General features: G+C 63.9%; 13 protein-coding genes. 9 read left to right on the forward strand and 4 right to left on the reverse strand.

Annotated features, from left to right (window positions below):
- The first annotated feature begins 35 nt into the window (after positions 1-35).
- Complete coding sequence (locus tag U8L64_RS03585) at positions 36-989, forward strand: helix-turn-helix transcriptional regulator (protein ID WP_333394069.1); 954 nt, start codon at positions 36-38, stop codon at positions 987-989.
- A 22-nt stretch (positions 990-1,011) separates the two neighbouring features.
- Here U8L64_RS03585 and U8L64_RS03590 read toward each other — a convergent pair whose 3' ends face one another.
- The 3 genes from U8L64_RS03590 to phhA form a co-directional block, all read right to left on the reverse strand.
- Positions 1,012-2,205 carry an amino acid aminotransferase gene (locus tag U8L64_RS03590; RefSeq protein WP_333394071.1) on the reverse strand — a complete coding sequence of 398 codons (1,194 nt, stop codon included), beginning with the start codon at positions 2,203-2,205 and terminating at the stop codon, positions 1,012-1,014.
- Positions 2,205-2,561, reverse strand: coding sequence for a 4a-hydroxytetrahydrobiopterin dehydratase (locus U8L64_RS03595; protein WP_008567023.1), 357 nt, complete (start codon positions 2,559-2,561; stop codon positions 2,205-2,207). Before U8L64_RS03595 ends, U8L64_RS03590 begins: the two co-directional genes overlap by 1 nt.
- Before the next feature lie 216 nt (positions 2,562-2,777).
- The gene (gene phhA / locus U8L64_RS03600; RefSeq protein ID WP_077682637.1) at positions 2,778-3,563 is read right to left on the reverse strand and encodes a phenylalanine 4-monooxygenase; all 786 of its coding nucleotides are present in this window, start codon (positions 3,561-3,563) and stop codon (positions 2,778-2,780) included.
- 254 nt (positions 3,564-3,817) lie between these two features.
- Here phhA and U8L64_RS03605 point away from each other — a divergent pair, with 254 nt between their 5' ends.
- Together U8L64_RS03605 and U8L64_RS03610 are read left to right on the forward strand one after the other, a co-directional pair.
- Complete coding sequence (locus U8L64_RS03605) at positions 3,818-5,374, forward strand: sigma-54-dependent transcriptional regulator (RefSeq protein ID WP_333394076.1); 1,557 nt, start codon at positions 3,818-3,820, stop codon at positions 5,372-5,374.
- Between the two features lie 426 nt (positions 5,375-5,800).
- Positions 5,801-6,793, forward strand: coding sequence for a TRAP transporter substrate-binding protein (locus U8L64_RS03610; protein ID WP_333394079.1), 993 nt, complete (start codon positions 5,801-5,803; stop codon positions 6,791-6,793).
- Between the two features lie 7 nt (positions 6,794-6,800).
- Here U8L64_RS03610 and U8L64_RS03615 read toward each other — a convergent pair whose 3' ends face one another.
- Positions 6,801-7,202: a DUF488 domain-containing protein gene (locus tag U8L64_RS03615; protein WP_333394081.1), complete on the reverse strand. Its 402-nt coding sequence runs from the start codon at positions 7,200-7,202 to the stop codon at positions 6,801-6,803.
- Between the two features lie 215 nt (positions 7,203-7,417).
- On the opposite strand from U8L64_RS03615, the gene U8L64_RS03620 reads away from it, so the two are divergent.
- From U8L64_RS03620 to U8L64_RS03645, 6 genes are all read left to right on the forward strand, one after another.
- Entirely contained in the window at positions 7,418-7,768 is a 351-nt protein-coding gene (locus U8L64_RS03620) for a hypothetical protein (RefSeq protein ID WP_043297942.1), read from the forward strand.
- Positions 7,769-7,877: 109 nt separating this feature from the next.
- Positions 7,878-8,318, forward strand: a complete 441-nt coding sequence (locus U8L64_RS03625) for a CopD family copper resistance protein (protein WP_043297941.1) — start codon at positions 7,878-7,880, stop codon at positions 8,316-8,318.
- A 173-nt stretch (positions 8,319-8,491) separates the two neighbouring features.
- Positions 8,492-9,742, forward strand: coding sequence for an acyl-CoA dehydrogenase family protein (locus U8L64_RS03630; protein WP_333394086.1), 1,251 nt, complete (start codon positions 8,492-8,494; stop codon positions 9,740-9,742).
- A gap of 256 nt (positions 9,743-9,998) precedes the next feature.
- Positions 9,999-12,179 (forward strand): transcriptional regulator NosR, encoded by a 2,181-nt coding sequence (gene nosR, locus U8L64_RS03635; RefSeq protein WP_333394088.1) that lies wholly within the window; start codon positions 9,999-10,001, stop codon positions 12,177-12,179.
- A 71-nt stretch (positions 12,180-12,250) separates the two neighbouring features.
- Positions 12,251-14,164 (forward strand): TAT-dependent nitrous-oxide reductase, encoded by a 1,914-nt coding sequence (gene nosZ / locus U8L64_RS03640; protein ID WP_043297939.1) that lies wholly within the window; start codon positions 12,251-12,253, stop codon positions 14,162-14,164.
- A gap of 133 nt (positions 14,165-14,297) precedes the next feature.
- Positions 14,298-15,098, forward strand: an 801-nt coding sequence (locus U8L64_RS03645; RefSeq protein WP_442965264.1) for a NosD domain-containing protein, incomplete at its 3' end; no start/stop codon positions are given.

Genomic DNA, 15,098 nt, shown 5'->3' on the forward strand with positions numbered 1-15,098 from the left:
TTTGCTTTGCGATCCGTCTTCCGGGGATTTGCGCCATGCAGCAACCTGATCACCTCATCCGTCGCGGCGAACTGCCGGCAGCGAGCCAGCCGGGGCTGCGCCTGGCGCGCCCGGAGGACGACCGGCTGTTCTTCGGCCGGGTGGGCTGGGTGCAGCTGCGCGAGGGGCTGTCGCTGCACTGGTCGGATTACCAGGAGCTGCAGGATTTCGTCGCCGAGAATCCGGTGCAGCCGCGCCTGTCGTTCGTGCTGTTCCTCGACGGCCAGAGCGAGGTGAACTACGGCGACCTGGCGCTCACCTTCGGCCAGACAGACCGCCGCCAGCGTCCGCAAGGCGTGGCGCTGGCGGTGACCGAGCCGGTGCTGTTCCGTCGCCAGGCCCGGCGCGGTCGGCATATCCGCAAACTGGTGGTGAGTCTGGCGCCGGAATGGTTCGACCACGCCGGCGCCGAGGCCGGCAGCGCGGTGCGGCGCTTTATGCAGAGCCATCTGACGCCGCGTGTGTGGCAGCCATCGGCACGGCTGCTGACGCTGGCCGAACAGATGCTCAGCCCGACGGGCTACGACCCGCTGCTCGAACGGCTGTATCTGGAAAGCCGCGCGCTGGATATCGCCTGCGAGGCGCTCGGCAGCCTCGGTGAGGCGGCGCCTGAGGCGGGGCTGCGTCCGCAGGAAGGATTACGCCTGCAGCGGTTGCAGGAGTTGCTCGACAGCGGCGCGGCAGATGCCTGGACGCTCGAGCGCATCGCCCGCGAGATGGGCGTCAACGCCGGCACCCTGCAGCGCCAGTTCCGCAGCGCGCGCGGCATGACGATCTTCGAGTACCAGCGCGCCCGCCGTCTGCTGCAGGCCCGGCAGGCGCTGGAGCGCGAAGGGATCAGCGTGAACGAGGCCGCCTGGCGCGCCGGCTACAACAGCCCGGCGAACTTCGCCACGGCATTCAAGCGCCAGTTCGGCATCCGCCCGCGGCAGGTGCGCGGGCGCCTCTGACGGCCGCGGCCTGACAGGCTGGCTAGTCGACCACGCTGGCGATGGCGCGGGCCAGCTCATCCAGTCGCTCGGCATCCAGCCCGGCGACGCTGGCGCGGCCGCTTTCGACCAGATACACCGAATGCTCTGCGCGTAGCCGGCGCACCTGGGCAGCGGTCAGGCCGGTGTAGGAGAACATCCCGCGCTGCTCGGCGATATGCGCGAAGCGCTCGGCCAGCCCGTACGGCGTCAGCGCCTCCACCAGCTCGTGGCGCAGGCTGGCGATGCGCTGGCGCATGCCTTCCACTTCGTCCTGCCAGATCTGCCGCAGCGCGTCGTCGGCGAGAATAGTCGTCACCACCGCGGCGCCGTGCGCTGGCGGCGTGGACCACAGCCCGCGGGCCAGCGCGGCGAGCTGGCTGCGCACATCCAGCAGTTGCTCGTGACCGGCGGCGATGACGATCAGCGCGCCGGTGCGCTCGCGGTAGAGGCCGAAGTTCTTCGAGCAGGAGCTGGTGATCAGCACTTCCGGCAGCGTTTCGGCGAACAGCCGCACCGCCCAGGCATCTTCCTCCAGCCCTTCGCCGAAGCCCTGGTAGGCGAAGTCGAAGAGCGGCAGCAGTTCGCGGCTGCGGACGATCTCCAGCACACGCAGCCAGTCGTCGTGGCTCAGGTCGAAGCCGCTCGGGTTGTGACAGCAGGCGTGCAGCAGCACGACGTCGCCTGCCGGGATGCGCTCCAGCGCGGCGAACAGGCCGTCGCGATCCAGGCGGTTGTCGGCGCCGACGTAGGGATAGTGCTGCAGCGGCACGCCGGCGGCGGCGAACAGCGTCTGGTGGATCGGCCAGGTCGGGTCGCTCAGCCATAGCGTGCGCCCCGGCAGGCAGCGGGCGATGAATTCGCCGGCCAGGCGCAGCGCGCCGGTGCCGCCGGGTGCCTGGGTGCAACCGGCTCGATCCTCGGCGAGCGCCACGGCGCGCGGGCTGAGCACCAGACGCATCAGCAAGGCGCCGAACTGCGCATCGCCGTGGCCGCCGATGTAGCTCTTGGTCTTCTCGCTGTCGACCAGCCGCTGCTCGGCCAGCTTTACCGCGCGGGGAATGGGTGTCTGTCCGTGGGCGTCCTTGTAGACGCCGACGCCGAGGTCCAGCTTGGCCGGGTTGGCGTCGGCGCGAAACGCATCCAGCAGGCCGAGGATCGGATCGCCGGGCACGCGGGGTATCTGGCCGAAATGCATCACTTGCGCCCCTCGGCAGTGGCGGCGAGCTGGTCGGTGCGCGCGGCCATGATGAAGTCGTTGCGGTGCAGGCCGCGCATCTCGTGGCTCCACCAGGTCACGGTGACCTTGCCCCATTCGGTGAGCAGGGCCGGATGGTGACCGACTTCCTCGGCAATGGCGCCGACCGCGTTGGTGAACGCCAGGGCGTGACGGAAATTGCGGAACAGGAACACACGTTCCAGCTCCATGTGGTCGCCGCGCACCTCGATGTTCCAGTCGGGGATTTCGCGGATCAGCTCGGCCAGTTCTTCATCGGATACCTTCGGCGCATCGGCGCGGCAGGCTTCACATTGGGCTTGGGCGAGAGCGGTCATGGTATCGGTCCCTTTGGTCTGTTGGGTGAAAGTCATTGGAAAGCCTAGGCGAATAGAAGGCCGTAGGGTGGACAACGCCGCAGGCTTGTCCACGCGTCGGGTTCGGTCCGCCACGCTGTCGAGGGCTCAGGTTGCGGTCGGTGGATGAGCCTTGCGGCGTCTTCCACCCTGCGACTTGGCCCGTAGGGTGGGCTTCAGCCCACCACGAGCACTGAATCACGCCGCCTTGGGCGGGAATTTCGGCTGGTGCAGGCCCAGGCGCATGGCCTGGTGAACCAGCGCCATGATGTCCTGCTGGGCCAGCTCGAACAGCCGGTGCAGGTCCGGCAGCACGAAATACAGTGGCTGCAGAATGTCGATTCGATAAGGCGTACGCATCGCCTCTAACGGATCGAACGGCTGGTGCTCGGGCTCGGCAGACAGGCTGTAGAGCGTTTCCTTCGGCGAGGAAAGAATGCCGCCGCCATAGATGCGCCGACCTTCAGGCGTATCCACCAGGCCGAACTCGATGGTCATCCAGTACAGCCGCGCGAGATAGACGCGCTCCTCCTTGCTCGCTGCCAGGCCCAGCTGGCCATAGGTGTGGGTGAACTCGGCGAACCACGGGTTGGTGAGCAGCGGGCAGTGGCCAAAGATCTCGTGGAAGATGTCCGGTTCCTGCAGGTAGTCCAGCTCTTCCGGCGTGCGTATGAACGTGGCGACCGGGAAGCGCTTGCTCGCCAGCAGCTCGAAGAAGGTCTGGAACGGGATCAGCGCCGGCACCCGCGCGACCTGCCAGCCAGTGGCGGCCTGCAGAACGCGGTTGATTTCGCCGAGCTGCGGAATGCGCTCGCGGGGCAGGTCGAGTTGCTCGATGCCGGCCAGGTATTCCGGGCAGGCGCGCCCGTCGAGCAACTTCAGCTGGCGTTCGATCAGTGTCTGCCAGACGGCGTGCTCGGCGTCCGGGTAGTGGATGTGGCCATGCGCGTCCGGCTCGCGGGCGACATAGGACGTGGTGTTCATCGGACCTCCTGAGCGGGTGGCCGCCTGAGTCTTGTTGTTATGGATGCCTCATCTGAACGTGTCGGCGCCGGCATTGGGTAGAGGGTGCGCGCAGCCTGTACGCAGTTCGATTGCGGGCGGATGTAAAGAAAATCTTACGAATCCGCCGAGCGGCGTGGTGATCGCCTTGTCTGTGGCTGCGCTCGTCAAATAATCTTGACGATAATCAAGCCTGGCTTGCGAATAACTCGCTGCATAACAACAAAAGGCCGCGTATGCGTATCCGAATCCTTTGCCAGAACCGCGTCGGCATCCTGCGCGACATGCTCAACCTGCTCGTCGATTACGGCATCAACGTGGCGCGCGGCGAGGTCGGGGGCGAGCAGGGCAATGCCATCTACCTGCACTGCCCGAACCTGATGAACCTGCAGTTGCAGGCCCTGCGACCGAAGATCGAGGCGCTGCCGGGCGTGTTCGAGCTGCGTAAGGTCAGCCTGATGCCCAGCGAGCGACACTCGCTGGAACTCAACGCGCTGCTCGGCGCACTGGACTTTCCGGTGCTTTCGGTCGACATGAGCGGCGCGATCGTTGCGGCCAATCGCTGTGCGGCGCAGCTGCTTGGCGTACGGGTCGACGAGGTGCCGGGGCTGAGCCTGTCGCGCTACGCCGAGGATTTCGATCTGCCAGAGCTGGTGCGAGCGAACAAGGCGCGCATCAACGGCCTGCGGGTGCAGATCAAGGGACAGGTGTTCCTCGCCGACATCGCGCCGCTGCAGTCGCAGCACGACGACAGCGAGGCGCTGGCCGGTGCGGTGCTGACGCTGCACCGCGCCGATCAGGTCGGCGAGCGCATCTACAACGTGCGCAAGCAGGAGCTGCGCGGCTTCGACAGCATCTTCCAGAGCTCGAAGATGATGGCCGCGGTGGTACGCGAGGCCCGGCGGATGGCGCCGCTGGACGCGCCACTGCTGATCGAGGGCGAAACCGGCACTGGCAAGGAGCTGCTGGCGCGTGCCTGTCACCTGTCCAGCCCGCGCGGTCAGGCGCCGTTCATGGCGCTCAATTGCGCCGGCTTGCCGGAGTCGATGGCCGAGACCGAGCTGTTCGGCTACGGCCCTGGCGCCTTCGAGGGCGCGCGCCCGGAAGGCAAGCTGGGCCTGCTGGAACTTACCGCCGGCGGCACGCTGTTTCTCGACGGCGTTGGCGAGATGAGTGCGCGCTTGCAGGCCAAGTTGCTGCGCTTTCTGCAGGACGGCGGCTTTCGCCGGGTCGGCAGCGACGAGGAGGTCTATCTGGATGTGCGGGTGATCTGCGCAACGCAGGTCGATCTGTCCGAGCTGTGCGCCAAGGGTGAGTTTCGCCAGGACCTGTACCACCGGCTCAACGTGCTGTCGCTGCACATTCCGCCGCTGCGCGAGTGTCTCGACGGCCTGGAGCCGCTGGCGCTGCACTTCATCGACCAAGCCAGCCGGCAGATCGGCTGTCGGTTGCCGACACTGTCGGCCGCCGCGCTGGCGCGCCTGGGCGGCTATCACTGGCCGGGCAACGTGCGCCAACTGGAGAACACGCTGTTTCAGGCGGTCTCCCTCTGCGACGACGAGCGCATCGAGCCCGAACACATCCGCCTGCCGGCCTACGGTGCTGCGCAGCCGCTGGGCGACTTCGCCCTCGACGGCGATCTGGCAAGCATCGTCGGGCGTTTCGAGAAGGCCGTGCTGGAACGCCTCTATCAGCAGCATCCCAGCAGCCGGCTGCTGGGCAAGCGGCTGGGCGTATCGCACACCACCATTGCCAACAAGCTGCGCGAATACGGCATTGGTCGGGAGGATTGAGCCCGCGTGCGGCAAACGGTGTGCCTGGAATTGCGGCAGCGTTAGCCATACACGCGTGCAGGATGCGTCCGAATGATCGCCTCATCGAGCGGCCGGAAAGTGACTGATTGGTCAGTTTCGTTTCGCGGTTTTTCTGTGCGCAACGGCGTGACCGGGTTCGCGAAACCGGCGCTGTCCAGGTCGCTTGCGCTTGTTTGCCGCGGCCGCTTGCCGAAGACTCGCGGCGGCCTGCGCCGCGACGGGTAGTCGAGGCGCAGGCAGTACCGCATGCCAATAAAGACCGGTCGGCAGCCTTGGGTGCCACGAACCGGCCATTCGCCCGAATTGGATCGCGCCGCCTGGCCGCGCCATTGCACTTATCCGATCAACGACGCGACCGGCGCTCACGAGGCACCGTCGTCGCGCAGCCGTTTCTGGGAGCTTTCGATGTTCAAGTCTTGTGTCACCGCGCTGGTCGCGACGCTGTCTCTGCTGGGGCTGCCGGCCGCCAGCACCGCGGAGCCGATCGTCATCAAGTTCGCCCACGTGGTGGCGGACGATACGCCCAAGGGCAAGGGGGCGCTGCTGTTCAAGCAGCTGGTCGAGCAGCGTCTGGCCGGTCAGGTGAAGGTCGAGGTCTACGCCAACTCCAGTCTCGTGGGCGATGCCGAGGAGATGCAGGCACTGCTGGACAACCGCGTGCAGCTGCTGGCGCCCTCGTTGTCGAAGTTCGAGAAATACACGCGCAAGCTGCAGGTGTTCGACCTGCCGTTCCTGTTCGATGACGAGGCAGCGGTCAAGCGTTTCCAGAGTCGCGAAAAGAGCCGCGAGCTGCTGCGCTCGATGGCCGAGCACAACATTTATGGCCTGGCCTATTGGAACAATGGTCTCAAGCAGCTTTCCGCCACCCAGGCGTTGCGCCTGCCGGGCGACGCCGGCGGTCTGGCGTTCCGCGTGCAGCCTTCGGCGGTGCTGGAGGCGCAGTTCGCTGCCGTAGGCGCCAAGTCGGTGCGCCTGCCGTTCGCCGAGGTGTTCAAGTCGCTGCAGAGCGGCGTGGTGCAGGGGGCGGAGAATCCCTGGTCGAACATCGCCAGCCAGAACATGCACAGCGTGCAACCGTACATCACCGAAACCAATCACGGTGTGCTCGCCTACATGCTGGTCACCAACGCCGAGTTCTGGCGCAGCATTCCGTTCGCGACCCGTTCGGAACTGGAGAACATCATCGTCGAGGTGACCGCGGTGGTGAACGAGGAAGCGGAGGCGCTGAACCGGCGCGATCGCGAGCGCATTCTCGCTAGCGGCAGCAGCAAGCTGATCAGCCTGTCGCCGGAGCAGCGCCAGGCCTGGCGCGAAAGGATGCAGCCGGTGTGGCAGGCCTACGAGGCAGACATCGGTGCCGACGTGATCCGCGCCGCGCTGACCGTTAACCGGCGCTGAGCGCGTTTCATTCCAGCGGCTTGCCGGCGTAACAGGTCGGCGAGCTGGGATCGGCGCGGCGCTCCAGTTCCTCTGCCAGCCATTCGGCAAGCACCTGCGCGTTGTTCTCTCGTTCGTCCCGCGCGGCGTAGACCAGCGTGAGCGTGCCTCGCGCGGCACGCTCCAGCAGCGGCCACCAATGCTCGGGATGCGCCGCGAGTTCCTGCCGGTAGCGCTGGCGGAACGTGGCGAAATCCAGCAATCCACCCTTGAACTCGCGGCGCAGTGCGGTGCTGGGGGCCAGCTGCGGCAGCCAGCCATCGAGTGGCAAATCTTCCTTGCGGCAGTTACGCGGCCAGAGTCGATCGACCAAGACGCGCTGGCCATCCTCGTCGGCCGTTGGCAGATAGGCGCGTTTGCACTGGATCATCGGCGGACTCCTTCTTTTCAGCATCGGGTGAGAAAGACCGAGCGTCTTGCTTGGTATTAAATACCTCGTCTGATTGTTATTTAAACCCTGATGTCGCAGGTCGTATCTACCATCTGAAATGTTAACTCATTGATTTTAAATGGTTAAGAAAGCGGCACGCTTCGTGAAGTGTTCTTGGGGTGCGACATCTCACGAACGTCAAAAGGAGCATCCCCATGAAAAAGTTGATCGTAGCAGCAGCCAGCGCCGCCATCCTGATCTCGGCATCCGTTCACGCCGACGAGATTCTTGAGGTTCACCCCGATCATGCGGTCGGTGGTGGTTTCGGTGGGCTCAGTGGCTTCATGGTCGGCGCGGTAGGCGGGCCGATAGGCGCGCTGGTTGGTGGCGGGCTGGGCTGGCTGCTGGGTAGCGGTGTGCAGGACGCCGCCGGGCTGGAACAGACGCTGTACGTGGTGCGCAAGGAGGACGGCAGCATCGACCGTATCCGCAGTTCCGACGGGAGCTTCCTGGCGGGCCAGCATATCCGCCGCGACGGCGCCGAGATCACCGCAATGCGCCCTTGAGCAGTAGTGCGACGGGTCTGTCTTCAACCAGTCGATAGGCCCGCGGCGCTTGGCCTCTCGGGTAGCGCTGAGGGATGATCGTGCGCCTGTCTTGTCCGAGGAGCCTGCGATGACCTATTCCGTGCTGCATGTTGTGCACCTGCTGGCAGCGATCTTCTTCATCGGCACGCTGTTCGTCGAAGTGGCGATTCTTGCCAGGATTCGCCCGCAGCTCGGCGAGTCGGTCGCGCAGCAGCTGGATCGGGCCGTCGGCGCGCGCTCGCGGGTGGTGCTGCACTGGGTCGTGTTGTTCGTCTACGGCGCCGGCATCGGTCTGGCCTGGTTTCACCGCCAGGCGCTGGCCGAGCCGTTTGCCGGCAGCTTCGGGATGCTGCTGAGCCTGAAGATCCTGCTGGCCGTCGGCGTGTTTTTCACCTTCGGCCTGGTGGCGATCCTGCTGCGCAGCGGGCGGATGACGCCGGCGCGCTACCGCGCCATCCATTGGGCGATCTTCCTGCAGATGGTCGGCATCGTGGTGCTGGCCAAGGCGATGTTCTACGTGCACTGGTAGCTGTACCAGCGTCTCGGCCTAGCAGGTCCGCGGCGGCCGATGATGATTTCCGTCAAGACCGAGGTCGCTTGTCGCGGCGCTGATTGAGCCCAATTCAGCCGCTGCAGACTCATTGCGTTCGTCGTTGCCCCGGCTAAGGTGGCTGCATCGCACTTTATCTGCAGGGGTACCACATGAACTTCGCTTACAGTCCGCGCGTGGAGGCGCTGCGCCAGCAGATCCGCGCCTTCATGGATGAGTACATCGTGCCGCGCATCGGCGCCTGGCATGCCGAGGTGGCGGCGGGCCGGTATCCGGTGTCGTTCATGGACGATCTCAAGGCGCTGGCGCGGGCTGAAGGGCTATGGAACCTGTTCCTGCCTTCGCTACGCGAAGACGAACCGGGCACCGCGCTGAGCAACCTGGAGTACGCTCCGCTGGCCGAGATCATGGGGCGCGTGCACTGGGCCTCGGAGGTGTTCAACTGCAATGCACCGGACACCGGCAACATGGAACTGCTGCACCTGTTCGCCACGCCCGAGCAGCGTGAAGGCTGGCTCACGCCGCTGCTCGAGGGCCGGATCCGCTCGGCCTTCGCCATGACCGAGCCGGACGTGCCGTCGTCCGACGCCACCAATATCCAGACGCTGATCCGCCGTGACGGCGACGACTACGTGATCAATGGCCGCAAGTGGTTCATCACCAACGCCTCGCACCCGGACTGCCGGTTGCTGATCGTGATGGGCAAGACCGATCCCGCCGCCGAGACCCACCACCAACAGAGCATGATCCTGGTGCCATTCGACACCCCGGGTGTGGAGCTGGTGCGCAACATTCCGGTGATGAACCACATCGCCCCTGAAGGCCATAGCGAGCTGCTGCTGAGGAACGTGCGAGTGCCGGCGAGCAATCTGCTCGGGCGTGAGGGCGACGGCTTCATGATGGCCCAGGCCCGGCTCGGGCCGGGGCGCATCCATCACTGCATGCGTTCGATCGGCCAGGCGGAGCTAGCACTGGAGCTGATGGTCGAGCGTTGCCAGGAGCGCAAGGCATTCGGCAAGTATCTGCAGCAGTATTCCAATGTCGCCGACTGGATCGCCGAGTCACGCATCGAAATCGAGCAGGCGCGCCTGCTGGTGCTCAAGACTGCGTGGATGATCGACGAGGTCGGCGCCAAGGCGGCACGCCGTGAAATCGCCATGATCAAGGCGCTGGTGCCGCGCATGCATACCCGCGTGGTGGATCGCGCGGTCCAGGTCTACGGAGCGATGGGGCTGACGCCGGATACGCCGCTGGCCGATATGTGGACCGGTGGCCGTGCACTGCGCTTCGCCGATGGCCCGGATCAGGTGCATCTGCGCAGCGTGGCCAAGATGGAGCTCAAGACCAGTGAGACCAATCGCGGCGCCACGGTCGCGTACCTTACGCCGGGGCGGCATCACTGAGTGGCGCGCCGGGGATAAACCAGTCCGTCACGTGCGCGGATTAATCTGTACGACCGTCGGCCGGTAGCTCTTCGGGCGATATGACCTACCCTGAATTTCGTCCGGATGGTCAGACTTTCGCGCGCCAAGAGCACTTGTTGACATGGCTCAATGGAAACCGTGATGGACCGCCCAGGCTTGATTGCAATCAAGGGGCGGTGGTGCTTCACTCCCCTACTATGCGCGGCACATCCCGTCGTGGAAGTAAGGTAACTCTATGAAACCCCATTGCTTTTCTTTTCGCAGCCTGCTGCGCTCATGGGGGAACGGCCTCGTAGTGCTCCTTGCCGTGGCTCTCTGTGCCGTTCAGGCGCAGGCCAAGGACTACGCCGTTGAGCAACAACGAATCGAGCAGTTTTTCCCGAAAGCTACCCATATCTCCGAGCCGGAAGGCGAATATAAGGTGCGTACGCTCGCCGATGGTGTGGGCACCGTCTATGGCTACGCCTACCAGAGCATCAACGTCACCCAGATCCCTGCCTACTCCGGCAAGCCAATCAACATGCAGGTGCTGCTCGATCCGCAGGGCGTGATTGTCGACGCCTACGTGCTCGAGCACCACGAGCCGATCCTGCTGATCGGTATTCCCGAGCAGAAACTGCACGACTTCGACCTGAAGTACGCCGGCATCAAAGCCGATCAGCGCGTGGTGGTAGGGCGTTCCAGTGACAAGAGCGCCGTGACCGTCGACGCCGTGACCGGCGCTACGGTGACCGTGATGGTGGTCAACGAGATCATCATGGGCTCGGCGCACAAGGTCGCCGCCTCGCTCGGGCTGGTGAAAGACAACATCGAGGCGCGGCAGAAGCCTGCGCTTGTACGCACCGACGTCTACAAGCCAGCCACCTGGGCTGAGCTGACCGGCAACGGCGCCATCCGTCGGTTGCACCTGACCAATGGCCAGATCAACGAGGCTTTCAAGGGCACCGCAGCCGAAGGCATTGACGAGGCGCCGGCCGAGGAGCTCGACGAGACATTCATCGATCTCTATGCCGCGCCTCTGAATCCGCCGACCATCGGCCGTAATCTGCTCGGCGACAACCAGTACCGCTTCCTCATGGAAGAGCTCAAGCCGGGCGAGCACGCGATTGCCGTGCTCGGCAGCGGCGAATACTCGTTCAAGGGCTCGGGCTACGTGCGCGGCGGCATCTTCGATCGGGTGCAGGTGCGTCAGTTCGGCAACATCATCAGCTTCCGCGATCTGGACTTCCAGCGGCTCAACGACGTGTACGCCGAAGGCATTCCAGAGTTCAAGGAGATGGCGATTTTCATCATCCGCGAGCAGACCGGCTTCGATCCGGGTACGCCGTGGACGCTGGAGCTGCTGGTGCGGCGCCAGACCGGTCCGGTCGATGGCATCTTCACCAGCTTCGAGCTGCCGTATCAGATCCCCGAGGAATACATCGAGCGTCCGCAGCCGACTGCCGAAGAACTCGCCATTATCGAAGAAGCCAACCGGCCGATGTGGGTCAACATCTGGTACCAGAAGAGCTTCCAGATCGGCGTGATCCTCGTCGCGCTGGGCCTGCTGACCGTGATCCTGTTCCTGCAGGACAAGCTGACCAAGCATCCGACCTTCCTCAAGCGGCTGCGTCACGGCTACCTGGTATTCACCGTGGTGTTCATCGGCTGGTACGCGCTGGGGCAGCTGTCGGTGGTCAACGTGCTGACCTTCGTCCATGCGCTGGTCAAGGATTTCCGCTGGGAACTGTTTCTCACCGACCCGGTGATCTTCATTCTCTGGGTGTTCACCGCGGCCAGCATCCTGCTCTGGGGGCGCGGCGTGTTCTGTGGCTGGCTGTGCCCGTTCGGCGCCCTGCAGGAGCTGATCAACGAGGCGGCGCGCAAGCTGAAGATTCCGCAGTACGACGTGCCCTTCGCGGTGCACGAGCGGCTCTGGGCGATCAAGTACATCGTCCTGCTGGTGCTGTTCGGTATTTCGCTCGAGTCGATGATGATGGCGGAGAAGGCCGCTGAGGTGGAGCCGTTCAAAACCGCTATCACGCTCAAATTCGACCGCCAGTGGTGGTTCGTGGTGTATGCGGTGGCGCTGCTGGTGGTCAACATCTTCACCCGCAAGGTCTACTGCCGCTACATCTGCCCGCTGGGCGCCGGTCTGGCGATCACCGGTCGCTTCCGCCTGTTCGACTGGCTCAAGCGGCGCAAGGAGTGCGGTAACCCCTGTCAGATCTGCGCCAATGAATGCGAGGTGCAGGCGATTCATCCGGATGGGCACATCAACCACAACGAGTGCCATTACTGCCTCGATTGCCAGATGACCTACCACAACGAGAACAAGTGTCCTCCGTTGGTGAACAAGAACAAGCGCAAGAAGCGTGACAAGAAGGCCCCGGTCGGGCCGGAAATGATCCCTGTAGTTGAAGTGGTGGAACCCTGAGCGTCGTCTGCGGACGAGCCGTTCGGAACTGATCGTCTGATCTGTGTTAAGCGATAAGGAGCAACACCCCCATGAGTGACAAGAGCAAGAACAATCCCGAAACGCTGGAGAAGGGTGGTCTGAGCCGCCGTGGCTTCCTCGGCGCAACCGCCATGACCGGTGCGGCTGTTGCCGCCACCGCCCTGGGCACTTCCGTCATGACCCGTGAGTCCTTCGCGGCCGCGGCCAAGGAAGCGAAATCGAAGATTCATGTGGCTCCGGGTGAGCTGGATGAGTACTACGGTTTCTGGTCCGGTGGTCACCAGGGCGAAGTGCGCGTGATGGGCGTACCGTCGATGCGCGAACTGATGCGCATCCCGGTATTCAACGTCGACTCGGCCACCGGCTGGGGCCTGACCAATGAGAGCAAGGCGGTCCTCGGCGACAGCGCCAAGTTCCTCAATGGCGACTGCCACCACCCGCACATCTCGATGACCGACGGCAAGTACGATGGCAAGTACCTGTTCATCAACGACAAGGCCAACACCCGCGTCGCGCGTATCCGTCTGGATATCATGAAGTGCGACAAGATCCTCACCGTGCCGAACTGCCAGGCCATTCACGGCCTGCGCCTGCAGAAGGTACCGCACACCAAGTACGTCTTCGCCAATGCCGAGTTCGTCATTCCGCACCCGAACGACGGCAAGGTGTTCGATCTGCAGGACGAGAACAGCTACACCATGTACAACGTGATCGACGCTGAGAAGATGGAAATGGCGTTCCAGATCATCGTCGACGGCAACCTCGATAACACCGACGCCGACTACACCGGCCGCTTCGCCGCCTCCACCTGCTACAACTCGGAGAAGGCCTTCGATCTGGGCGGCATGATGCGCAACGAGCGCGACTGGGTTGTGGTATTCGACATCCACGCGGCTGAAAAAGCGGTCAAGGCGGGCAAGTTCATCACCCTGGGCGACTCCAAGGTGCCGGTGCTCGACGGTCGCAAGAAGGGCGACAAGGACAGCGAGTTCACCCGCTACATTCCGGTGCCGAAGAACCCGCACGGCTGCAACACCTCGTCCGACGGCAAGTACTTCATCGCCAACGGCAAACTGTCGCCGACCTGCTCGATGATCGCCATCGACATGCTGCCCGACCTGTTCGCCGGCAAGCTCAAGGACCCGCGTGACGTCATCGTCGGCGAGCCGGAGCTGGGCCTCGGCCCGCTGCATACCACCTTCGACGGTCGCGGCAACGCATACACCACGCTGTTCATCGACAGCCAGGTGGTCAAGTGGAACATGGAAGAAGCCCGTCGCGCCTACAAGGGCGAGAAGGTCAACTACATCAAGCAGAAGCTCGACGTGCACTATCAGCCGGGCCACATCCATGCCTCGCTGTGCGAAACCAGCGAAGCCGATGGCAAGTGGCTGGTGGCACTGTGTAAGTTCGGTAAGGACCGCTTCCTGCCGACCGGCCCGCTGCATCCGGAAAACGATCAGCTGATCGACATTTCCGGCGACGAGATGAAACTGGTGCACGACGGCCCGACCTTCGCCGAGCCGCACGACTGCATCATGGCCCGCCGCGACCAGATCAAGACCAAGAAGATCTGGGACCGTAACGATCCGTTCTTCGCCGGCACCGTGGAGATGGCCAAGAAAGACGGCATCAACCTGGAAACCGACAACAAGGTCATCCGCGACGGCAACAAGGTGCGCGTCTACATGACCTCGATGGCTCCGGCCTACGGTGTGCAGGAGTTCACGGTCAAGCAGGGCGATGAAGTCACCGTGACCATCACCAACATCGACCAGATCGAGGACGTGTCCCACGGCTTCGTCATGGTCAACCACGGTGTGAGCATGGAGATCAGCCCGCAGCAGACCTCTTCCATTACCTTTGTGGCCGATAAGCCCGGTCTGCACTGGTACTACTGCAGCTGGTTCTGCCACGCGCTGCACATGGAAATGGTCGGCCGCATGATGGTCGAGCCGGCGTAAGCCGAACTTCCTGCCCGACCCTTCCGGTCGGGCAGGAATCCCTGCAGCAACCTTTCCTTAGATTTGTTCCGGCACCCTTGCCGGCACTGAGAAACACCCGCAATCTGCCTGGACGCTGAATAAGGTAACTGTCGTGCTCAGATCTCAGGCTGTCGATGTGCTCTCTCCGTGGGCACTCTGCATTTTTCTCGTATTCGGTGGCGTGGCTCAGGCGGCGCCGCAATCGATCACCGCTCTGCCGTTGCAGGCGGAGGGTGAAAAACTTTGGCGGCTGCCGGCCGGTGAATACGCCGGGCAGTTCCGCATAGACCAGCCGATGCACCTGCGCTGCGAGCCCGGAGCCGTGATTCGGGCGCAGGGCGAAGGCAATGCACTGAACATCGGAGCGCCCGATGTCACGGTCGAAGGCTGCACGCTTCTCGATTGGGGGCGCGACCTCACCGCGATGAACTCTGCCGTGTTCATCGAGCGCAACGCGCGTGGCGCGCAGCTCAAGGACAACCGTCTCGAGGGCGCCGGCTTCGGCATCTGGGCCGACGGAACGCAGGATGTGAAGATCATCGGCAACCGCATCGTCGGTGACCCCAGCGTGCGTTCCCAGGATCGCGGAAACGGTATCCACCTGTATGCGGTGCATGGTGCCGAGGTTGTAGGCAATCACGTCCGCGACACGCGCGACGGTATCTATATCGATACTTCCAACGGCAACCATTTGGAGGGCAATGTTCTCGAGGACCTGCGTTACGGCGTGCACTACATGTTCGCCAACGACAACAGCGTGATCGATAACATAACGCGCCGCACCCGTACCGGCTTCGCGCTGATGCAGAGCCGCAAGCTGGTGGTGATCGGCAACCGCTCCGAACAGGATCAGAACTACGGCATCCTGATGAACTACATCACCTACTCGACGCTGAAGAACAACTTCGTCAGC

Origin of the sequence: Pseudomonas sp. FIP_A4 (assembly GCF_036701605.1) — a bacterium.
Lineage (GTDB): Bacteria > Pseudomonadota > Gammaproteobacteria > Pseudomonadales > Pseudomonadaceae > Stutzerimonas > Stutzerimonas phenolilytica.